Annotated in this window: 16 protein-coding genes; 7 read left to right on the top strand and 9 right to left on the bottom strand. The window is 72.9% G+C overall.

Annotated elements, in window-relative coordinates; all coding sequences use genetic code 11:
• Positions 1-3 precede the first annotated feature (3 nt).
• Positions 4-942, bottom strand: coding sequence for an ABC transporter permease (locus GMA12_RS00980; protein ID WP_370829781.1), 939 nt, complete (start codon positions 940-942; stop codon positions 4-6).
• A 125-nt stretch (positions 943-1,067) separates the two neighbouring features.
• Complete coding sequence (locus tag GMA12_RS00975; RefSeq protein WP_156266340.1) at positions 1,068-2,075, bottom strand: ABC transporter substrate-binding protein; 1,008 nt, start codon at positions 2,073-2,075, stop codon at positions 1,068-1,070.
• A 174-nt stretch (positions 2,076-2,249) separates the two neighbouring features.
• Here GMA12_RS00975 and hrpA point away from each other — a divergent pair, with 174 nt between their 5' ends.
• Positions 2,250-6,338, top strand: a complete 4,089-nt coding sequence (gene hrpA / locus GMA12_RS00970; RefSeq protein ID WP_156266338.1) for an ATP-dependent RNA helicase HrpA — start codon at positions 2,250-2,252, stop codon at positions 6,336-6,338.
• Positions 6,339-6,371: 33 nt separating this feature from the next.
• Here the strand turns inward: hrpA and GMA12_RS00965 are convergent, their stop codons facing one another.
• The gene (locus GMA12_RS00965; protein WP_162459306.1) at positions 6,372-6,800 is read right to left on the bottom strand and encodes an HIT family protein; all 429 of its coding nucleotides are present in this window, start codon (positions 6,798-6,800) and stop codon (positions 6,372-6,374) included.
• Positions 6,801-6,939: 139 nt separating this feature from the next.
• Entirely contained in the window at positions 6,940-7,602 is a 663-nt protein-coding gene (locus GMA12_RS00960) for an MBL fold metallo-hydrolase (protein WP_156266336.1), read from the bottom strand.
• Positions 7,603-7,746: 144 nt separating this feature from the next.
• Here GMA12_RS00960 and GMA12_RS00955 point away from each other — a divergent pair, with 144 nt between their 5' ends.
• Positions 7,747-8,172: a Fur family transcriptional regulator gene (locus tag GMA12_RS00955; protein WP_162459305.1), complete on the top strand. Its 426-nt coding sequence runs from the start codon at positions 7,747-7,749 to the stop codon at positions 8,170-8,172.
• The gene (locus GMA12_RS00950; protein ID WP_156266334.1) at positions 8,165-9,121 is read left to right on the top strand and encodes a diacylglycerol kinase family protein; all 957 of its coding nucleotides are present in this window, start codon (positions 8,165-8,167) and stop codon (positions 9,119-9,121) included. The genes GMA12_RS00955 and GMA12_RS00950 overlap by 8 nt, the downstream gene beginning before the upstream one ends.
• A 72-nt stretch (positions 9,122-9,193) precedes the next feature.
• Here the strand turns inward: GMA12_RS00950 and GMA12_RS00945 are convergent, their stop codons facing one another.
• From GMA12_RS00945 to guaB1, 3 genes are all read right to left on the bottom strand, one after another.
• Positions 9,194-10,276 (bottom strand): hemolysin family protein, encoded by a 1,083-nt coding sequence (locus GMA12_RS00945; RefSeq protein ID WP_156266332.1) that lies wholly within the window; start codon positions 10,274-10,276, stop codon positions 9,194-9,196.
• Entirely contained in the window at positions 10,273-11,619 is a 1,347-nt protein-coding gene (locus GMA12_RS00940) for a hemolysin family protein (protein ID WP_156266330.1), read from the bottom strand. Before GMA12_RS00940 ends, GMA12_RS00945 begins: the two co-directional genes overlap by 4 nt.
• A 178-nt stretch (positions 11,620-11,797) precedes the next feature.
• A complete protein-coding gene (gene guaB1 / locus GMA12_RS00935; protein ID WP_162459304.1) occupies positions 11,798-13,255 on the bottom strand; it encodes a GMP reductase in 1,458 nt (485 codons plus the stop codon).
• A 269-nt stretch (positions 13,256-13,524) separates the two neighbouring features.
• Between guaB1 and GMA12_RS00930 the strand changes: the two genes are divergently transcribed.
• The 3 genes from GMA12_RS00930 (at position 13,525) to GMA12_RS19460 (ending at position 18,337) form a co-directional block, all read left to right on the top strand.
• On the top strand, positions 13,525-17,397 hold the full coding sequence (locus tag GMA12_RS00930) for a multifunctional oxoglutarate decarboxylase/oxoglutarate dehydrogenase thiamine pyrophosphate-binding subunit/dihydrolipoyllysine-residue succinyltransferase subunit (protein ID WP_162459303.1): 3,873 nt from the start codon (positions 13,525-13,527) through the stop codon (positions 17,395-17,397).
• A gap of 129 nt (positions 17,398-17,526) precedes the next feature.
• Positions 17,527-18,126, top strand: coding sequence for a GDSL-type esterase/lipase family protein (locus GMA12_RS00925; RefSeq protein ID WP_162459302.1), 600 nt, complete (start codon positions 17,527-17,529; stop codon positions 18,124-18,126).
• A gap of 136 nt (positions 18,127-18,262) precedes the next feature.
• Complete coding sequence (locus GMA12_RS19460; RefSeq protein ID WP_095343185.1) at positions 18,263-18,337, top strand: 50S ribosomal protein bL37; 75 nt, start codon at positions 18,263-18,265, stop codon at positions 18,335-18,337.
• A gap of 111 nt (positions 18,338-18,448) precedes the next feature.
• On the opposite strand, the gene rsrA is transcribed toward GMA12_RS19460, so the two are convergent.
• The gene (gene rsrA, locus GMA12_RS00920) at positions 18,449-18,715 is read right to left on the bottom strand and encodes a mycothiol system anti-sigma-R factor (RefSeq protein ID WP_047802492.1); all 267 of its coding nucleotides are present in this window, start codon (positions 18,713-18,715) and stop codon (positions 18,449-18,451) included.
• Between the two features lie 2 nt (positions 18,716-18,717).
• Positions 18,718-19,386 (bottom strand): sigma-70 family RNA polymerase sigma factor, encoded by a 669-nt coding sequence (locus GMA12_RS00915; protein ID WP_047802491.1) that lies wholly within the window; start codon positions 19,384-19,386, stop codon positions 18,718-18,720.
• A gap of 347 nt (positions 19,387-19,733) precedes the next feature.
• Here GMA12_RS00915 and GMA12_RS00910 point away from each other — a divergent pair, with 347 nt between their 5' ends.
• Entirely contained in the window at positions 19,734-20,273 is a 540-nt protein-coding gene (locus GMA12_RS00910) for a DoxX family membrane protein (RefSeq protein ID WP_156266328.1), read from the top strand.
• Positions 20,274-20,317: the final 44 nt, after the last annotated feature.

The raw sequence follows: 20,317 nt of genomic DNA, 5'->3' as shown, positions 1-20,317 counted from the left end.
GGCTCAGGCACCTGCCTTCGTGGTCGCGGGCGTGTCGGTCAGGTCGTCGACGAGCTGGGCCGCCTGGCTCGCCAGGTGCCGCTCCCGGCGCCGCCGGAAGAACTGCATCTGCGGGACCACCAGGGCGAGCACCACGAGGACCGCGGAGATCAGCTTCATGTCGGACGGGTTGAGCCCGGCCTGCAGGGCGACGGTGATCACCAGGCGGTAGACGATCGAGCCGAGGATCACCGCCAGGGTGGCGACGACCACGGTGCGCGAGCCGAACAGGCCCTGGCCCAGGATCACGGAGGCGAGCCCGACGACGATCAGGCCGATGCCCATGCCGATGTCGGCGAAGCCCTGGTACTGGGCCACGAGGGAGCCGGCCAGGCCCACGAGCCCGTTGGACAGGCACAGGCCCAGCATCTTCTGGTGGTCCGTGTTCACCCCGAAGGAGCGGATCATGTCCGGGTTGTCGCCGGTGGCCTGCATGGCCAGGCCGGCGTCGGTGTAGAGGAACCAGTCCAGCAGCACCTTCACCACGGCCACGCCCAGCAGGAACAGGCCGATGCCGATCCACGTCCCCTGCACGCCCGACTCGGCGAGGGGGGTGAAGATCGTGTCCTCGCGCAGCAGGGACAGGTTCGCCCGCCCGTCCATCACGCGCAGGTTGACGGAGTACAGGGCGGTCATGGTGAGGATGCCCGCGAGCAGCCCGTTGATGTGGGCCTTGGTGTGGAGCAGGCCCGTGATCAGCCCGGCGAGCGCGCCGGTCACGAAGCCGGCGGCGGTGGCGAGCCAGGGGCTGCCGCCGCCGAGGATGATCATCGCCGTGGTGGCGGCGCCCGTGGTGAAGGACTGGTCGACCGTCAGGTCGGGGAAGTCGAGCACCCGGAACGTGAGGTAGACGCCCAGCGCCATGACCGCGTAGAGCAGTCCGAGTTCGATACCGGCTATCACTTCTGGTGGATCCGTTCTGATTGGTGGGACACGGGGCGCCGCCGCCGATCGGGCGGGGCGCCCCGGCTGTGGTGGGGTGGGCCCGGGCGGGCCGGCGCCCGGGGTCACCGGGCGCCGGGCGCGGCCTACTCGATGACCTGCGCGGCGGAGTCCTGCAGCTCCTGCGGGACCTCCACGCCCATCCGCTCGGCGGCCTGCATGTTGATGACCAGCTCGGTCTCCTCCTGGGACTCCACCGGCATGGTGGCCGGGTCGGCGCCCTCGGCGAGGATGCGCACGGCCATCTCCCCGGTCTGGCGCCCGAGCTGCTCGTAGTCGATGCCCTTGGTGATGAGGGCGCCGCGCTCCACGGAGTCGCCCTCGCCCGCGATCAGAGGGATCTGCTTGGCCTCGGCGGCGGAGATGACCGCCTCCAGGCCGGAGACCACCTTGTTGTCGGTGGGCACGTAGATCGCGTCCGTGTCGAAGGACTCTGCGGCCTGGGCGACCTCGGAGGTGTTGGTGACGGCCTTCTCGACGACCTCCAGGCCCTCCTCGGCGGCGGCCTCCTTGGCCATCTCCACCTGGACCTGCGAGTTGGTCTCGCCCGAGCTGTAGATGATGCCCACGGACTTCGCCTCGGGGTCGAGCTGCTTGATCAGCGCGATCTGCTCGGCGACGGGGTTCATGTCGGTGGTGCCCGTGACGTTGCCCCCCGGGTTCTCCAGGGACTCCACGAGGCCCGCCTCGACCGGGTCGGTCACGGCGGTGAAGAGCACGGGCCGGTCGGTGACGGCCTGGGCCACGCCCTGGGCCGAGGGCGTCGCGACGGCCAGGACGAGGTCGGCGTCGGAGCCCGCGAGGTTCGAGGCGATGCTGGTGGAGGTGCCCTGGTCCCCGGAGGCGTTCTGGAAGTCGACGGTGAGGTTCTCCCCCTCCGTGTAGCCACCCTCCTCCAGCGCGGCGAGGAAGCCCTCGCGGGCGGCGTCGAGGGAGGGGTGCTCCACGAACTGGCTGATCCCGACGGTGGCGTCCTCGACGGCCGCGCCCGACTCCCCGGAGCCGGCGGCGCCCGAGCCGTCGGAGCCGCCGCAGGCCGTGAGGAGGAGGGCGGAGGAGGCGAGGGCCGCCGTCAGCGGGAACAGTCGCTGCATGGTGTGTCCTTTCTGGAACGGGTGATGTCAGGGATATTACCTGCCGTTCGGTCGAGAAATGAGAGGCAGCTCACAAATGATGACAGAACGCCTTCGCCGGCGGACCGCCGGGCCCCGATCGTCCACCGCGGCCGGGCCCTGTCCGGGGCCCGTCGCCGGTAGGATCGGGGGGTCATGCCAGCATCCCTCAGCCGCCCCCGCACCGTCGTCTACCCCGAGGACCTCCCGGTCTCCGCGCGCCGGGAGGACATCAAGCGCGCGATCTCCGAGCACCAGGTGGTCGTGATCGCCGGCGAGACCGGCTCCGGGAAGACCACGCAGATCCCGAAGATGTGCCTCGAGCTCGGCCTGGGCGAGCAGGGGCTGATCGGGCACACCCAGCCGCGGCGGATCGCCGCGCGCTCCGTGGCCGAGCGGATCGCCTCGGAGCTGGGCGAGAAGATCGGCGGGACCGTCGGCTACCAGGTGCGCTTCACCTCCGAGGTGGGCGCGGACTCCCGGATCAAGCTGATGACCGACGGCATCCTGCTCGCCGAGATCCAGCACGACCGGCTGCTGCGCCGGTACTCGACGATCATCATCGACGAGGCCCACGAGCGCTCCCTGAACATCGACTTCCTGCTGGGCTACCTGCGGCGGATCCTGCCCCGGCGCCCCGACCTCAAGGTCATCATCACCTCGGCCACGATCGACCCGGAGCGCTTCGCCCGGCACTTCGCCCCGGAGTCCCCCGGCGCGGCCGGGCCGGACGCCGGCGGGGAGCCCGAGCCGGCGCCGGTCATCGAGGTCTCCGGGCGCACCTACCCCGTGGAGATCCGCTGGCGCCCGCTGTCCGAGCCGCGGTCCGGGGACGGCGGGCCGGACGGCGAGGACGCCGGCGACGGCCTGGAGGACGAGGACCGGGACCCGATCGACGCGGTGTGCGACGCGGTCGAGGAGCTCTCGCACGAGCCGCCCGGGGACATCCTGATCTTCTTCGCCGGCGAGCGCGAGATCCGCGACGCCCAGGAGGCGCTGCAGGCCGCGCTCAAGCGGATCCGCGGGATGTCCGACGCCGAGGTCCTCCCCCTGTTCGGCCGGCTGTCCATGGCCGAGCAGCACCGGGTGTTCGCCCCCTCCGGCCGGCGGCGGATCGTGCTGGCCACCAACGTGGCCGAGACGTCCCTGACCGTCCCGGGCATCAAGTACGTCATCGACCCCGGCACCGCCCGCATCTCCCGGTACTCGGCGCGCACCAAGGTGCAGCGGCTGCCGATCGAGCGCATCTCGCAGGCCTCCGCGAACCAGCGGGCGGGCCGCTGCGGGCGCGTCTCGGACGGCATCTGCATCCGGCTCTACGCGGAGGAGGACTACCTCTCCCGCCCGGAGTTCACCGACCCCGAGATCCTGCGCACCAGCCTCGCGTCCGTGATCCTGCAGATGACCTCGGTGGGGGTCGTCAAGGAGCCCGGGGACATCGAGCGCTTCCCCTTCGTGGAGCCGCCGGAGTCGCGGGCCGTCAAGGACGGCGTGGCGCTGCTGCGGGAGCTCGGCGCGCTCAAGGAGCCGCGGGGCGGGGCCCCGGGCGGCGCCCCGCGCGAGCGCCGGGACGAGGACGGCGGCGGCCCGCTGACCGCGGTGGGGCGCCAGCTGGCGCAGCTGCCGGTGGACCCCCGGCTGGGCCGGATGATCGTGGAGGCGGACCGGCGGGGCTGCGCCCGGGAGGTCATGGTGCTCGCGGCGGCGCTGACCGTGCAGGACCCCCGGGAGCGTCCCCTGGAGAAGCGGCAGCAGGCCGACGAGCTGCACAAGCGCTTCTTCGACGAGAACTCCGACTTCACCAGCTGGCTGCTGCTGTGGCGCTACGTCCAGGAGCAGCAGGAGGAGCTCTCCTCGACCCGTTTCCGCAAGCTGTGCCAGCGGGAGTTCCTGAACTTCCTGCGGATCCGCGAGTGGCAGGACCTCTACGCCCAGCTGCGCCAGATGGGCCAGCAGGTCGGCATCCGGGTCGGCAAGGGCCGGGAGGTGGACCCGGCCGGGAAGGAGCGGGAGATCCACGTCTCGCTGCTCGCCGGCCTGCTCAGCCACATCGGGCTCAAGGACGAGCGCAAGCGCGAGTACCAGGGCGCGCGCGGCTCCCGGTTCGCCGTCTTCCCCGGCTCCAACCTGTTCAAGAAGTCCCCGGACTGGATCATGTCCGCGGAGCTGGTGGAGACCTCGCGGCTGTGGGCCCGCGTCAACGCGGCGATCGACCCCCTGTGGGCCGAGGAGCTGGCCCCGCACCTGGTCAAGCGCAGCGTCTCGGAGCCGCACTGGTCCCGCGCCCAGGGCTCCGTGATGGCCTACGAGAAGGTCACGCTCTACGGCGTCCCCGTGGTGGCCCAGCGCCGGATCAACTTCTGGCGGGTGGACCCGGAGCTGGCGCGCGAGCTGTTCATCCGCCACGCGCTGGTCGAGGGCGACTGGCAGACCCGGCACCGGTTCTGGGCGCGCAACCGCAAGCGCCTGGCGGAGGTCGAGGAGCTCGAGAACCGGCTGCGCCGCAAGGACCTGCGCGTCGAGGACGAGGCCCTGTTCGCGTTCTACGACGCCCGGGTCCCGGCGTCGGTGGTCTCGGCCCGGCACTTCGACGCCTGGTGGAAGAAGGCCCGGCACCAGGACGAGCACCTGCTCGACCTCGACCCCGAGGACCTGATCGCCGAGGACGCCCGCGACTACGACGAGTCGCTGTACCCGCGGCAGTGGGTGCGCCGGACCCCCGACGGGGAGCTCGTGCTGGACCTCGTCTACGAGTTCGCCCCCGGCGCGGACCAGGCCGACGGCGTGACCGTGCGGGTGCCCGTGCTGTTCCTCAACCAGCTCGACCCCGCGCCGTTCGAGTGGCAGATCCCCGGCCTCCGCACGGAGCTGGTGACCGCCCTCATCAGGTCCCTGCCCAAGGCCGTGCGGCGCAGCTTCGTGCCCGCCCCGGACGTCGCCCGCCAGGCCGTGCGGATGCTGCAGGAGGACTTCGACCCCGCCGTCGACGCCCTCGAGCCCTCCCTGGAGCTCGTGCTGCGCCGGCTCAAGGGCCACGTGGTGCCCCCCGGGTCCTGGAACTGGGACGCGGTCCCGGCGCACCTGCGGATGCGCTTCGAGGTGCGGGACCGCCGCAACCGGGTGCTCGGCGAGGGCCAGGACCTGGAGCAGCTCAAGGCCGGGCTGCACGACGAGATCCGGGCGGCCCTGGCCGAGTCCCTCGGCGCGGTCCCCTCGGCCGGCCCCGGCCGGTCGGGGCCCGGGCGGTCCGGGTCCCCGCGCGGTGCGGGCGGGCCCGCCCCCGCCCCGCCCCGGGCGGACGCCCCGGCGGCGCCGGCCCTCGAGCGCACGGGCCTGACCGCGTGGCCGGAGCCGGACCTGCCGCGCAGCGTGGAGACGACCGTGGCGGGCCAGCGGATCACCGGCTGGCCGGCCCTCGTCCCCGAGCGGGCGCGGGAGGGCGCGGCCCGGCAGCCGGGCCGGCGGGCCCCGGGCCGGGACGCCACCGTGGCGGTGCGCATCCTGTCCTCGGCCGCGGAGCAGCGGGCCGCCCAGCGCCGCGGGGTGATCACCCTGCTGCTGCTGCGCATCCCCTCCCCCGAGCGGTACGTGCTCGAGCACCTCAACAATAAGGAGAAGCTCGTCTTCACGCAGAACCCGCACGGGTCCGTGGCCGAGCTCATCGCCGACTGCACGGTCGCGGCGATCGACAAGCTCACCCCGCCCGAGCCGCCGTTCACGCGCGCGGAGTACGACACCCTGCACGAGCACGTGCGGGCCGAGCTCATCGACACGGTCTTCCAGGTCACCGCGCTGGTGGAGCAGGTGCTCTCCGGGGCCGCGCGGATCCGCAAGCAGCTGAAGCGGGCGCCCTCCCTCGCCGCGGTGAACTCGCTCAACGACGTCAAGGCGCAGCTGGAGCACCTGGTGCACCCCGGGTTCGTGGCCGCCACCGGCTACGACCAGCTCCAGAACCTGCCCCGCTACGTGCGGGCCATGGAGGTGCGGCTGGAGAAGCTCGCGGGCCACCTGCAGCGGGACACGGTGCACATGCTCGCGGTGCAGAAGCTCGAGGACGACTACGACGCCGCGCTGGACTCCCTGCCGCCCTCGGCGCCGGTGCCCGAGGAGCTGCGCCGGGTCGCCTGGATGATCGAGGAGCTGCGGGTCTCCCTGTTCGCCCAGGAGCTGGGCACCGCCCACTCGGTGTCGGAGAAGCGGATCCGCAAGGCCCTCAAGGACGCCCTGGAGGCCGCCCGGGCCTGACCGCGCGCGCCGGGGCGGGCCCGGTGCGCGCGGTCAGGGCTGCGGGACCGAGCTGCCGTGCCCGGCGTCGACCAGGGCCGCCCGGATCCGTGCGGCGGCCTCGTCCATCGCGGCGGCGTCCGGGTGCCGGTCCGCGTTGGCGAACTGGAACTGCTCGACGGAGTTCGCGGGCCACACGTGCACGTGGGTGTGCGGGACCTCGAAGCCCTGGATCATCTGGCCCACCCGCGCGGGCCGCCACACGGCGTCGAGGGCCCGGCCGATCCTCCAGGAGACCACCATCAGGTGGGCGGCCAGGTCCTCGGGCAGGTCGATCCAGTGGTCGTACTCCTCGCGCGGGACCACCAGGGTGTGCCCCGGCCCGAGCGGCTCGATGGACAGGAACGCCACGCAGCGCTCGTCCTGCCACACGAAGCGGCCGGGGATCTCTCCCTCGATGATCTTGGTGAAGACGGTGCTCACAGGTGCTCCTTCGCTGCTCGGGCGGACGGGGTGTCCGCGGTCGGGTCCGTGGGGTGCCGGCCGCGGGAGCGGCCGTGGTGCTGCCGTCCGTGCGCCCGGCACGCGGCCGGCGGCACGGGGCGGCACGGGGACGGAGCGGCTACAGCCGCACGCGCTCCCCGGTGTCCAGGTGGCGGTACTCGGCGCCGTACTTGGCGGCGAAGGCCGTCAGCTGCTTCTCGATGATGCGGAAGCCGTTGGCCGAGAGCAGCCCGTCGTGGATCTGGAAGACCTGCCGCGGGCGCACGGCCACGACGAAGTCGACCACCTCGGAGAGCTTGTTCCACGGCGCGTGGATCGGGGCGAGCAGCACCGGGGCCTCGAGCCCGTGCGGGACCACGAAGGAGTCGCCGGGGTGGTAGACGGTGTCGTTGACCAGGTAGCCCACGTTGTCGACGGTGTGGATCAGCGGGTGGATCAGGGCGTGCTGACCGCCGAAGGTCCGCACCGTGAAGCCCTCCAGCTCCAGCACGGTCTCGGGCGCGACGTCGTGCACGGAGGCCCCCTCTCCGAGCGCCTCCCGCAGCCCGGCGGCCACGGGCGCCGGGGCGTGCACCTGGACCTCCGGGTGCGCCCGCAGGTGCTCCTGCACGGGCTCGGCGTCCAGGTGGTCGGGGTGCACGTGGGTCACGAGCAGCACGTCCACCCCGTCGAGGGCCCGGGCCAGCTCCTCCGGACCGGAGAAGTTGCCCGGGTCGACGACCAGGGCCCGGCCCTCGTTCTCGAGCCGCACGCACGAGTGGGTGTACTTGATCAGCTCCATGGGCCCAGCCTAGCCCGGCCCCGGCAACGGGCCCGGGAGCGTGCCGGTCCCGCCCTTGTTAAGCTGGTGGCTCGCCCGGACGCGTCCGGGCGCCGGCGGCCGGACCCGGCCGCCCGGCGGAGCAGACCGACGAGAGGACGAGGCGTGAGCGTGCGAACCGGCGGGGGCGGTGAGGTCCGCAACACCCGGCAGCGCCGTGCCGTCAGCCAGGCCCTGGCCTCCCTGGAGGACTTCATCTCCACGCAGGACCTGCACGCGCTGCTGCGGGAGCGCGGCGAGTCCGTCTCCCTGGCCACGACCTACCGGATCCTGCAGTCGATGTCCGAGCTCGGGGAGCTGGACGTCCTGCGCGGCGGCGACGGCGAGGCGATCTACCGCCGCTGCGCGGCCGAGCACCACCACCACCACCTGGTCTGCCGCCGCTGCGGCGCCGCCGTGGAGCTCGAGGCCCCCTCGGTGGAGGAGTGGGCCGGGCGCACCGCCGCGGCCCACGGCTTCACCGAGGTGGACCACACGGTCGAGATCACCGGCCTGTGCGCCGCCTGCAGCGCGCGGCGCGCCGATGGCTGAGCCCACGCCGCCCCGCGGCACCTTCGTCCTCGCCGTCAACCCCCGCGCCGGCCGCGGCCGGGCCCTGGCGGAGGCCCACCGGGCCGCGGACCTGCTGCGCACCGGCGGCGACGACGCCGTGGTGCTCTCCGCCGGGGACCTCGACACCCTGGTGGCGCTGGTCCGCGACCGGCTCCGCGCCGCCGCGCTCTCCACCCGCGCCCTGGTGGTCGTGGGCGGGGACGGCATGGTCCAGGCCGGCCTGGGGGTGCTCGTCGAGCTCGCCGAGCAGGGCGTCGAGATCCCGCTGGGCGTGGTGCCCTGCGGCACCGGCAACGACCTGGCCCGTCACCTGGCCGTCCCCCTGCGGGACCCGGTGGGCGCGGCCGGACGGATCCTGCGCCGGCTCGACGACCCGGTCCCGCGCCGGCTCGACGTCGGCCGCGTCCGCTTCCCGGACGGGCGCACCCGCTGCTTCGGGACCGCCCTGTGCGCCGGCTTCGACGCCGTGGTCAACGAGCGGGCCAACCGCTGGCCGCGCCTGACCGGGCCCGGCACCTACCTGCTGGCCGTCCTGGTGGAGATCGTGCGGCTGCGCACCGTCGCCTACCGGCTGGAGGTCGAGGACGCCGCGGGACGGTGCCGCACGGAGGACCGGACGGGGGTGCTCCTGAACGTCGCCAACACCTCCTCGATCGGCGGCGGGCTGCCCGTCGTGCCCGGTGCCCGGGAGGACGACGGGCTGCTGGAGCTGTTCACCGTGGCGCCCCTGGGCCGGGCGCGGTTCCTGGTCCTGTTCCCGCGGCTGTTCTCGGGCCGCCACGTCGCCCTGCCCAGCGTGCGGATCGAGCGGGTGCGCTCGGTGCGGGTGGCGGCCCCGGGCGTCACCGCCTACGCCGACGGGGAGCGCCTCGGCCCGCTGCCCGTGCGGGTGGACGTGCTCCCCGCGGCGGTGCGGATCCTGGCCTGAGCCCGCCGGCGCGCGGCGGCCGAGCCCACCGGTTCAGCCCCCCGCTTCAGCCCGCCGGTTCGACCCGGCAGGTCAGCGCGGCGGCTCCGAGGAGTCGACCCGGTCCCCGCGTCGCTGGCGGCGGTCCTGCGTGGTGTCGCGGATCTCGCCCACGAGCTCCTCGATGACGTCCTCGAGGAACAGCACGCCCAGCGTCCGCCCGCCCGCGTCGACCACGCGGGCCAGGTGCGAGCCGGTGCGCTGCATCGCCGCGAGGGCGTCGTCGATCTCGATCTCGGGCCGCAGGTTGGCCAGGGACCGCACCCGGGTCACCGGCACGGGCTCGTTGTACCGGCTGCCCGGGATGGAGAGCACGTCCTTGATGTGCAGGTAGCCGTTGAGCACGCCGTCGTCCTCGGTCAGGGCGAAGCGCGAGAAGCCGGTGCGGGCCACCGCCTTCTCGACCTCGGCCGGGGATACGTCCTCCGGCAGGGTGACGAGCTCGTGCAGCGGCACCATGACGTCGGCGGTGCGCTTGGCGGAGAACTCCAGGGCCCCGGAGAGCAGGCCGGTCTGGTCGGCCACGGTGCCCTCCTTCGTCGACTCCGCCACGATGGACTGCAGCTCGTCGAGGGTGAAGGTCGAGGACACCTCGTCCTTCGGCTCGATGCCCAGCAGCTTCAGGACGTGGTTGGCCGACCAGTTCAGCGTCGCGATCACGGGCTTGACCACCCGCGAGACGAACACCAGCGGCGGGGCGAGCAGCAGCACCGCACGGTCGGCGGCCGAGACGGACATGTTCTTGGGCACCATCTCGCCGAAGACCACGTGCAGGAAGGTGACCACGACGAGCGCCGTCAGGAACCCGCTGACGTCGGCCACCTCGGCGGGCACGCCCAGGTGCTCCAGCGGCCCGGAGACGATGTGGTGCAGGGCGGGCTCGGAGATGTTGAGGATCAGCAGCGAGCACACCGTGATGCCCAGCTGGCAGCAGGCCAGCATGAGGGAGACCCGCTCCATCGCGTACAGCGCGGTGCGCGCACGCTTGTTCCCGGCCTCGGCGAGCGGCTCGATCTGGCTGCGCCGCGCGGACATGACGGCGAACTCGCCGCCCACGAAGAAGGCGTTGCCGGCCAGGAGGACCACCAGCCACGCCAGGCCTGCCCAGTCGCTCATCGTGCCTCCTCCCCGGCCGCGGCAGCTCCGGTGTCCTGCTGGTCGTCCGCGGACGGGACGAAGCGGATGCGGTCCACGCGCCGGCCGTCCATCCGGGCGACCTCCAGCGTGCCGCCCTTGACGGGCACCGCGTCCCCGGGCCTCGGGATCTGCCCGAGCCGGTCCATCATGAACCCGCCCATGGTCTCGTAGGCGGGCCCGTCCTCGATGTCGAGCTCGGTGATCTGCTCGGAGACCTCGTCGGGGCGCATCAGGCCGGGGAAGTACCACTCCCCGGTGGCCGACTGCAGGGCCCCGAGGGTGAGCCGGTCGTGCTCGTCGGAGACCTCCCCGACCACCTCCTCCACGAGGTCCTCGAGGGTGACGACGCCGGCGGTGCCGCCCCACTCGTCGACGACCACGGCCATCTGCAGCCCGCCGGAGCGCAGCTGCACGAGCAGCGAGTCCAGGTGCACGGTCTCGGGCACGCGCAGGACCTCCTCCATGATCGCCCCGCACTCCAGGGCGGCCCGGCGCTCCGACGGCACGGCCACGGCCTTCTTGATGTGCACCACGCCGCGGACGTCGTCCGGGGAGTCGTCCATGACGGGGAAGCGGGAGTGCCCGGTGCGGGAGGCCAGCGCCACGACGTCCGCCACGGACTCGTGGGAGTCGAGCATCTGCACCCGGATGCGCGGCGTCATCACGTCCGCGGCGGTGCGCTCGGCGAACGTCAGGGTCTTGGCCACGAAGGTGGCGGTGCCGATGTCGAGGGTGCCCATCTTCGCGGAGCGGCGCACCATCGAGGACAGCTCCTCGGGCGAGCGCGCCCCGGAGAGCTCCTCCTTGGCCTCCATGCCGAACAGGTGCAGGACCCGGTTGGCGACGCCGTTGAGCGCGAGCACGAAGGGCTTGAACACGGCGGTGAACAGCAGCTGCGGGCGGGCGACGACCCGCCCCACCCGGAAGGCCTCCGCGATGGCCCAGTTCTTCGGGACCAGCTCCCCCAGCAGCATCGACAGCAGCGTGGAGATGAGCATGGACAGCGCCAGGGTGGCCCCGCCGGCGGCGGTCACGGACAGGCCGGTCAGCTCGGCGATCGGCTCGCGCAGGAAGGACTGCAGCGCCAGGTCCAGGGTGTAGCCGGTGAGCAGGGTGGTGAGGGTGATGCCCAGCTGGCAGCTGGAGAGCTGCGTGGAGAGGGACTTGAGGCACTTCAGCAGGGGCTCGGCCGCCCGGTCGCCCTCGGCGATCGCGCGGCGGACCGTGGTCTGGTCCAGGGCCACGAGGGAGAACTCCACGGCCACGAAGAAGCCCGTGCCCAGGATCAGGAGCAGGCCCGCGGCCAGCAGCAACCACTCCATCAGGCGCTGCCTCCCCGGGGGGACCGCCGGCCCGGGGCCGGGCGGTCGGAGGCTGGTGGGGGGTCGGTGGGTGAGCCGGCTCGGGGGCCGCGGCGGGGGCCGCCGCGGCCGGGCCGGCAACTACTGAAGGAGTCCATGAGGACTCCAGGGTACCGGAGCGGGACCCGCCGGCGCGTGCTCAGGACCAGCTGACCGGGCGCGCCCTGCCCTCCTCGTAGCCGGAGGCGGACTGGATGCCCACCACCGCGCGCGCGGCGAACTGCTCGAGGCTGGTGGCCCCCGCGTAGGTCATGGAGCTGCGCACGCCCGCGGTGATCTGGTCCACGAGGTCCTCCACGCCGGGGCGCTCGGGGTCCAGGTACATCTTGGAGCTGGAGATGCCCTCCTCGAACAGGCCCTTGCGGGCCCGGGCGAAGGCGCCCTCGCCCCGGGTGCGCTCGCGCACGGCGCGGGTGGACGCCATCCCGAAGCTCTCCTTGTACGCGCGCCCGTCGGCGTCGACGTTGAGCTCGCCCGGTCCCTCGTGGGTGCCCGCGAACCAGGAGCCGACCATCACCTGGCTGGCGCCGGCCGCGAGCGCGAGGGCGACGTCGCGGGGGTGCTTCACCCCGCCGTCGGCCCACACGTGCCGGCCCAGGCCGGCGGCCGCCTCGGCGCACTCGAGCACCGCGGAGAACTGGGGCCGGCCCACGGCGGTCATCATCCGGGTGGTGCACATCGCCCCGGGGCCGACGCCGACCTTCACGATGTCCGCCCCGGCGTCCACGAGGTCCTGCACGCCGTCGGCGGTGACCACGTTGCCCGCCACGACCGGCACGTCCGGCGCCGCCGCGCGGACCTGGCCGAGGGCCTCGATCATCTTGCGCTGGTGGCCGTGGGCGGTGTCCACCACCAGCACGTCCACGCCGGCGTCCAGCAGCGCCCGCGCCTTGCCCCGGACGTCGCCGTTGATGCCCACGGCCGCGCCCACCCGGAGCCGGCCGGCGCCGTCGAGGGCGGGGGTGTAGATGGTCGAGCGGACGGTGCCCTTGCGGGTCAGCACGCCCACCACGGTGTCGCCGTCGAGCACCGGCGCCACGTGGGCCCGCGTCTGGGTGAGGCGGTCGTAGGCGGCGGCCAGGACGTCCTCGCCGGAGCGCGCGGAGACCTCCGCGAGCGAGAACACCGGGGCGTCGGTGCGCATGATCGTGCCGAGCTGGGTGAAGCGGTCCACCTCCGTGCAGTCCGCGGCGAGAACCACCCCGCGGTAGGCGCGGTCCGGCCCGCACACCACCACGGCGCCGTGCGGGCGCTTGTGCATGATGCCGAGGGCGTCGTGGACCGTGTCCTCCGCCCCCAGCACCACGGGCGTCTCGAAGCGCGGGGAGCGGTTCTTCACCCAGGAGGTCACCTCGGCGATGACGTCGAGCGGGATGTCCTGCGGGAGGATGCCCAGACCGCCCCGCCGGGCCAGCGTCTCGACCATGCGGCGGCCGGTCACCGCGGTCATGTTCGCCGCGACCAGGGGGATCGTGGCGCCCGTGCCGTCGCGGGGCGTCAGGTCGACGTCGAAGCGGGAGGTGACCCGGGAGCTGGCCGGGACCAGGAAGACGTCGTTGTAGGTCAGGTCGGACGTGGGGGTGTTGAGGAAGCGCACGCGGACCAGTCTAGCGGGGGGCCCGCGACACGCGCCGCGGCGCGGAGGGCGCGGACTAGCCATGCCGCCGCGCAGATCACTAGACTCGCCGGAGGTACGGCCGCGCCCGGTTCACGACCGTCCGGCAGGTCCGGAGGACGCCGGCGGCTGTCGCGGGAGACGGCCGGCGACGAACACCGGCGGCGGGACCGGATGCTGCTGGGACCGACAACGCGGGGACCGGAGAGCCGGTTCCCGCGCGACCAACCTATGGAAGAGGCGTATTCCCCGTGCCACATCAGCCACAGCACCCCATCCCTGAAGAATTCGCAGGTAACGAGTGGCTCGTCGACGAACTGTTCGAGAAGTACCGGTCGGACAAGAACTCGGTGGACGAGAAGTGGTGGCCCATCTTCGAGGCGATGAGCGCTGACAACGGCACTGCGACGGAGCAGCCGGGCGCCCAGTCCTCCACCGGGCGGACTCCCGCCCCCGCCCCGGCGCAGGAGGCCCCCGTCCCGGAGGCGCCCGCCCCTCGGGCGGCCCCCGACCGGCCGAAGGCCGCGGCCGCCCCCCGGCCGCCCGCCACCCAGCAGGCCACCCCCCGGACCGCGTCGGCGACGACGCCGGCCGCGGCCCCGCCCGCCACGAAGTCCGGCGCCAAGGCCGAGGGCCGCCCCGAGAACGGCCAGGGCGAGACCGAGTCGCGCCGGCCCATCCCGGCCCAGCCCGCCCGGGCCCGCGCCAGCGCCCCCAGCACGGACGCCCCGGCGGAGGACAAGGTCGTCAAGCTCCGCGGTCCCGCCAAGGCGGTGGCCGCCAACATGGACGCCTCGCTCACGGTGCCGACCGCCACGACCGTGCGCGCGGTCCCCGCGAAGCTGCTGATCGACAACCGGATCGTGATCAACAGCCACCTCGCCCGCAACCGCGGCGGCAAGGTCTCCTTCACGCACCTGATCGGCTACGCCGTGATCAAGGCGCTGGCCAACTACCCGTCCCAGAACGTCGTGTACGACGAGCAGGACGGCAAGCCGGTGGCGGTGCACCCCGCCCACGTCAACTTCGGGATCGCCATCGACATCCCGAACAAGGACGGTTCCCGCAACCTCGTGGTGCCCAACATCAAGGGCGCGGAGGCGATGTCCTTCCTGCAGTTCTGGAACTCCTACGAGGACATCGTGCGCCGGGCGCGCGCCAACGAGCTGACCATGGAGGACTACCAGGGCACCACGGTGTCCCTGACCAACCCCGGCGGCATCGGCACCGTGCACTCCGTGCCGCGGCTGTCCAAGGGACAGGCCTGCATCGTCGGCGTGGGCGCACTGGACCACCCGGCCGAGTACCGGGGCTCCTCCCCGAAGACCATCGCCCGGCACGCCGTCTCCAAGATCATCACGCTGACCTCGACCTACGACCACCGCGTCATCCAGGGCGCGGGCTCCGGCGAGTTCCTGCGCCTGATCGAGTCCTACCTGCTGGGCGGGGACGACTTCTACGACGAGATCTTCGAGGCCCTGCGGATCCCGTACGAGCCCGTGCGCTGGGCCGTGGACAACCAGGTCAACCCCGAGATCCAGGTCAACAAGGTCGCCCGGATCCAGCAGCTCATCCACGCCTACCGCGTGCGCGGGCACCTCATGGCGGACACCAACCCGCTCGAGTACGTGATGCGCAAGCACCCCGACCTGGACATCCGCACCTACGGGCTGTCCCTGTGGGACCTGGAGCGCGAGTGGCCCACCGGCGGCTTCGGCGGCGCGGACGTGCTGAGCCTGCGCACCATCCTGGGCCGGCTGCGGGACGCCTACTGCCGCACCCTCGGCGTGGAGTACATGCACCTGCAGGAGCCGGAGGAGCGCGAGTGGTTCCAGGACCAGCTCGAGCACGGCTACCAGAAGCCCAGCCGCGAGGAGCAGTTCCGCATCCTGGGCCGGCTCAACGCCGCCGAGGCCTTCGAGACGTTCCTGCAGACCAAGTACGTGGGCCAGAAGCGCTTCTCCCTGGAGGGCGGCGAGTCCCTGATCCCGCTGCTCGACGAGATCATCGCCGACGCCGCCGACGCCGGGCTCGCCGGGGTGGGCATCGCCATGGCCCACCGCGGCCGGCTCAACGTGCTCACCAACATCGCCGGCAAGTCCTACGCCCAGGTGTTCCGGGAGTTCGAGGGCAGCCAGGACCCCCGCACCACCGAGGGCTCCGGCGACGTGAAGTACCACCTCGGCACGGAGGGCACCTTCACCTCGGACAACGGCAACGAGACCCAGGTGTACCTCGCCGCCAACCCGTCCCACCTCGAGGCGGCGGACCCGGTCATCGAGGGCATCGCCCGCGCCAAGACCGACGTCCTCGGCGCCGGCCCGGAGGGCGACGGCACCTACCCCGTGCTGCCGATCCAGGTGCACGGCGACGCCGCGTTCGCCGGCCAGGGCGTCGTGGCCGAGGTCCTGCAGATGGCGCAGCTGCCCGGGTACACGGTGGGCGGCACCGTCCACGTCATCGTGAACAACCAGGTGGGCTTCACCACCTCCCCCGCGGCGGCGCGCTCCACGACCTACGCGACCGACATCGCCAAGGGCCTGCAGGCGCCGATCTTCCACGTCAACGCGGACGACCCCGAGGCCGTCACGCACGTGGGGCAGATGGCGTTCGCCTGGCGCCAGGCGTTCCACAAGGACGTCGTGATCGACCTCATGTGCTACCGCCGCCGCGGCCACAACGAGGGCGACGACCCCTCGATGACCCAGCCGCTGATGTACAACCTCATCGAGGAGAAGCGCTCCACCCGCAAGATCTACACCGAGAACCTGGTGGGCCGCGGCGACATCACCCAGGAGGAGGCCGACCGCGCGCTGAAGGACTACCAGGAGCGCCTGGAGCGGGTGTTCGCTGAGACCCACGAGGCCCAGACCTCGTCCATCCCGCTGGTCACCGGCGACTCCGCGGCGATCTCGAACATCGAGCGGCCCTCCGCCCAGCAGGCGGACTCCGGGATCTCGGTGCCGCGGACCACGGCGATCTCCGCGGAGGCCGCCCAGCGCCTGGGGGCGGTGCACGTGGAGGTCCCCGAGGACTTCACCGTGCACAAGAAGCTGCGCAAGCTGCTCGAGCGCCGGGAGGCGATGACCCGCGAGGGCGGCGTGGACTGGGGCATGGGCGAGCTCATGGCCTTCGGCTCCCTGATGATGGAGGGCATCCCGGTGCGGATGTCCGGCCAGGACGTGCGGCGCGGGACCTTCACCCAGCGGCACGCGGTCTTCTTCGACGCCGACACCGGGGCGGAGTGGACCCCGCTCAACCACCTCTCCGGGGACCAGGCCAAGCTGGCGATCTACAACTCGCTGCTGTCCGAGTACGGCGTGCTGGGCTTCGAGTACGGCTACTCCGTGGAGCGGCCCGACGCCCTGACCGTCTGGGAGGCCCAGTTCGGTGACTTCGTCAACGGCGCGCAGATCGTGGTCGACGAGTTCATCTCCTCGGCCGAGCAGAAGTGGGGCCAGCGCTCCTCGCTGGTCATGCTGCTCCCCCACGGCTTCGAGGGACAGGGCCCGGACCACTCGTCGGCCCGGATCGAGCGGTTCCTGCAGCTGTGCGCCGAGCAGAACATGATCGTGGCCAACCCGTCCACCCCGGCCAGCCACTTCCACCTGCTGCGCCGGCAGGCCTACAGCCGGCCGCGCAAGCCGCTGGTCGTGGCCACGCCCAAGCAGCTGCTGCGGCTCAAGGCGGCGGCCTCCCCGATCGAGGAGTTCACCTCCGGGGCGTTCCGCCCGGTGATCGGCGACCAGGGCGGGCTGAACGCCGCCGAGGTCACCGACGTGATCCTGGTCTCGGGCCGGCTGTACTACGACCTGGCCGCCGCGCGCGAGCAGCGCCAGGACCGCAGCACCGCGATCGTGCGCGTGGAGCAGCTCTACCCCCTGCCGGTCGCGGAGATCCGGGAGGAGCTGGCCAAGTACCCGGAGGCCCGTCTCACCTGGGCCCAGGACGAGCCCGCCAACCAGGGGGCCTGGCCGTTCATGGCGGTCAACCTGGTGCCGGAGCTGGACCGCAGGGTGCGCCTGGCCTCCCGGCCGGCCTCGGCCTCCCCGGCCAACGGCTCGGCCAAGCGCCACGCCGCCGAGCTGGAGACCCTGGTCCAGACGGCCTTCGAGCGGGACTGAGCCCGCCCGGGACGGCGGGGGCCGTGGCCCCCGCCGTCCCCGCACGTCCCCAGCGAGTCCGGCGCCGGCCCGTGCCCCACGGGCCGGCGCTGCCCATGACCACCCGCACCCCCGACCAGAAAGAACGACGTGGAGCAACGAAGGATCAGAATTGTCGCAGTCGGTGACGAGCTGCTGGCCGGCGAGGGCGACCCGCGGGCCCTCGGCTGGTTCGGGCGGGTCATGGCCCGCACCCCGCACCACGTGGCCCCGGTGGCGGCCTACAACCTCGCCGCCCCCGGCGAGGGCAGCGAGTCCCTCAACGAGCGCTGGTTCGAGGAGGCGGCCCGCCGCTTCTCCCCCGGCCACGACAACCGCCTGGTCATCGCGCCCTCCACGCTGGACATCGACCTGTCCATCACGAGCGCCCGCTCCCGGCTGAACATGGCCAACATCATCGACACGGCCTCCCAGCACAACGTGCGGGTGCTCGTCGTCGGCCCCCCGCCCACGCTGGACGCCGAGCGCAACCGGCGCATCGCGGACCTCTCGGCCGCCTACGCCGACGTCACGACCCGGCGCAACCACGTCTACGTGGACACCTTCAACCCGCTGCAGCACCACGAGCAGTGGCGCAAGGACCTGGCCGCGAACCACGGCCACCCGGGACAGGCCGGCTACGGGCTGATGGCGTGGCTCGTGCTGCACCGCGGCTGGTACAACTGGCTGGACCTGCCCGAGCCCCAGTGACCCCGGCCTCCCGCGCGTGTGAGACAATGGCGGGCAGTGCCTCGTCCGGCCGCCGCTGAACTCACCAGACCACGCGGGAACGGACGCCGACACCCACGATCCGCCGCGGGCGACCGCGGACAGACAGGAGGCTCGCATGAGCAAGCGCGGACGCAAGCGCAAGGACCGCCGCAAGGGCGGCGCCAACCACGGCAAGCGCCCCAACGCCTGAGGTCCCCGGACCCGGCAACGCCGTGACGGAAGGGCCCCGGACCGCTGAGCGGTCCGGGGCCCTTCCGTGTGCCCGGGGCAGGGCGCGGCACTGTTCGGCGCCGAGCGGCGCTCAGGCCGCGGGGGGCTCCTGGCGCTGGGCGTGCAGGCGGGCGAGGATCGAGACCCGCAGGTCGGCGGGGGCGGTCTCCGCGCAGGACCGGCGGACCACGGAGCGGATCACGCACTCCAGGTCGTACTCGCGCGCGCACTCCCGGCACTCCAGGAGGTGGCCGTGGATCTCGTCGAGGTCCTGCGCCGGAAGCACCCCGTCGAGGTACTCGTAGATCCGGCGGATCCGCTCGTCCGTGCAGTGTCCGAGGCTCTCGCAGTCGGCCATGTCTACTTGTCCTTTTCCTTCTTCTTGTCGCCGGTCACCTTGGACGTGTCGAAGCCGCGCTCGGCCGCGTAGTCGGCGAGCTTCTCGCGCAGCAGCTTCCGCCCGCGGTGCAGCCGGGACATCACCGTCCCGATCGGCGTGTCCATGATCTCGGAGATCTCCTTGTAGGCGAAGCCCTCCACGTCGGAGAAGTACACGGCCAGCCGGAACTCCTCGGGCAGCTCCTGGAGGGCACGCTTGACGTCGCTGTCCGGCAGGTGGTCGAGGGCCTCCACCTCCGCCGAGCGCAGGCCCGAGGACGTGTGGGACTCGGCGCGGTGCAGCTGCCAGTCCTCCACGGTGTCGGTGTTCGCCTGCTGGGGCTCGCGCTGGCGCTTGCGGTAGAGGTTGATGTACGTGTTCGTGAGGATCCGGTACAGCCAGGCCTTGAGGTTCGTGCCGGGCCGGTACTGGTGGAACGCCGAGAACGCCTTGGTGTAGGCCTCCTGCACCAGGTCCTCGGCGTCGGCGGGGTTGCGGGCCATCCGCAGGGCAGCGGCGTAGAGCTGGTCCACGTACTCCATGGCGTCCTGCTCGAAGCGCGCCTTCCGGGCCTCCGGGGTCTCGGTGTCGACGTCGACGGGCGGCTCGGTGCGCTGGGGGACGGCCCCCTGCTGGTTCTGCTCGTTCATCACGGCCCAGTCTACGGGGACCCGCCGCCCGGCCGGGGCCGGGGCGAGGGTGCTGACGGCGGTGCTGATGGCTGCTCCTCTCCCCCGGGCGTGCCGGTGTGCTCGCTGGACGTCCGGCCGGCCGCCGGGGCTCCGGCGGTCCGTCCGCGGCGGTCCGGCCCGTGCGGGGCCGCTCACCGTCCTCCTGCACAACGGAGGTCACGGCCGCGCGTATTCCCCGCCGCGGCGGGTCGCGGCTCGCCCGTGCCCCGGCCCCCGTGGCTAGGATGGGTCCAGCGGCGCCGTCCGCCGAACCAGTACCCGTCCGACAACGCCCCGCGGTCACGCCTGCCGCCCAGGAGGAATCCATGAGCATCGTCCGTCGCATCGCCCGCCCGCTGCTGGCCACCGGTTACGTCGCCAACGGTGTCGAGAGCTTCCGCAACTCGTCCCGCGCCGCCCAGCACCTCGCCCCCGCCGCCTCCGCGGCGTCCAAGGCCTTCCCGCAGGCCGGCCCCGTGCTGCAGAACCCGGCCGTGGTCGCCCAGGGGCTCGCCGCCGCGCAGGTCGGCGCCGCCGTGCTGTTCGGCCTGGGCCGGCTGCCGCGCCTGTCCGCCGGGGTGCTGGTGACCACCACCGCGCTCAACGCCTACGCCGACTACCGCGCCGCCGAGGCCGACACCGCGGAGCAGAAGGCCGCCCGCCGGACGACCGCCTTCAAGAACGCCTCCCTCGTCGGCGCCGTCATGCTCGCCGCCGTGGACACCGAGGGCAACCCCTCCCTGCTGTGGCGCGCCGAGCACCTGGCCGGCGACGTCAAGAAGAACGCCTCCAAGCTCGGCAAGGACACCCAGAAGCAGGTCGCCAAGGCCGAGAAGGCGCTCCAGCACGCCGTCAAGCACAGCTGAGCCGGGGTCCCGCCGTCGTGATCCCGTCCGAGGCCCCCGCGCCC

This window comes from Kocuria sediminis, assembly GCF_009735315.1.
GTDB lineage: Bacteria > Actinomycetota > Actinomycetes > Actinomycetales > Micrococcaceae > Kocuria > Kocuria turfanensis.
This window is presented reverse-complemented; position numbering and strand designations above follow the sequence as displayed.

Bases quoted from the DNA above. Each gene is read 5' to 3' on its own strand.
- GMA12_RS00915 (WP_047802491.1), bottom strand. From the start codon at position 19,386: ATGAACGAGCAGAACCAGCAGGGGGCCGTCCCCCAGCGCACCGAGCCG.
- GMA12_RS00975 (WP_156266340.1), bottom strand. From the start codon at position 2,075: ATGCAGCGACTGTTCCCGCTGACGGCGGCCCTCGCCTCCTCCGCCCTC.
- GMA12_RS00910 (WP_156266328.1), top strand. From the start codon at position 19,734: ATGAGCATCGTCCGTCGCATCGCCCGCCCGCTGCTGGCCACCGGTTAC.
- GMA12_RS00950 (WP_156266334.1), top strand. From the start codon at position 8,165: ATGGCTGAGCCCACGCCGCCCCGCGGCACCTTCGTCCTCGCCGTCAAC.
- rsrA (WP_047802492.1), bottom strand. From the start codon at position 18,715: ATGGCCGACTGCGAGAGCCTCGGACACTGCACGGACGAGCGGATCCGC.
- GMA12_RS00945 (WP_156266332.1), bottom strand. From the start codon at position 10,276: ATGAGCGACTGGGCAGGCCTGGCGTGGCTGGTGGTCCTCCTGGCCGGC.
- GMA12_RS00940 (WP_156266330.1), bottom strand. From the start codon at position 11,619: ATGGAGTGGTTGCTGCTGGCCGCGGGCCTGCTCCTGATCCTGGGCACG.
- GMA12_RS00960 (WP_156266336.1), bottom strand. From the start codon at position 7,602: ATGGAGCTGATCAAGTACACCCACTCGTGCGTGCGGCTCGAGAACGAG.
- hrpA (WP_156266338.1), top strand. From the start codon at position 2,250: ATGCCAGCATCCCTCAGCCGCCCCCGCACCGTCGTCTACCCCGAGGAC.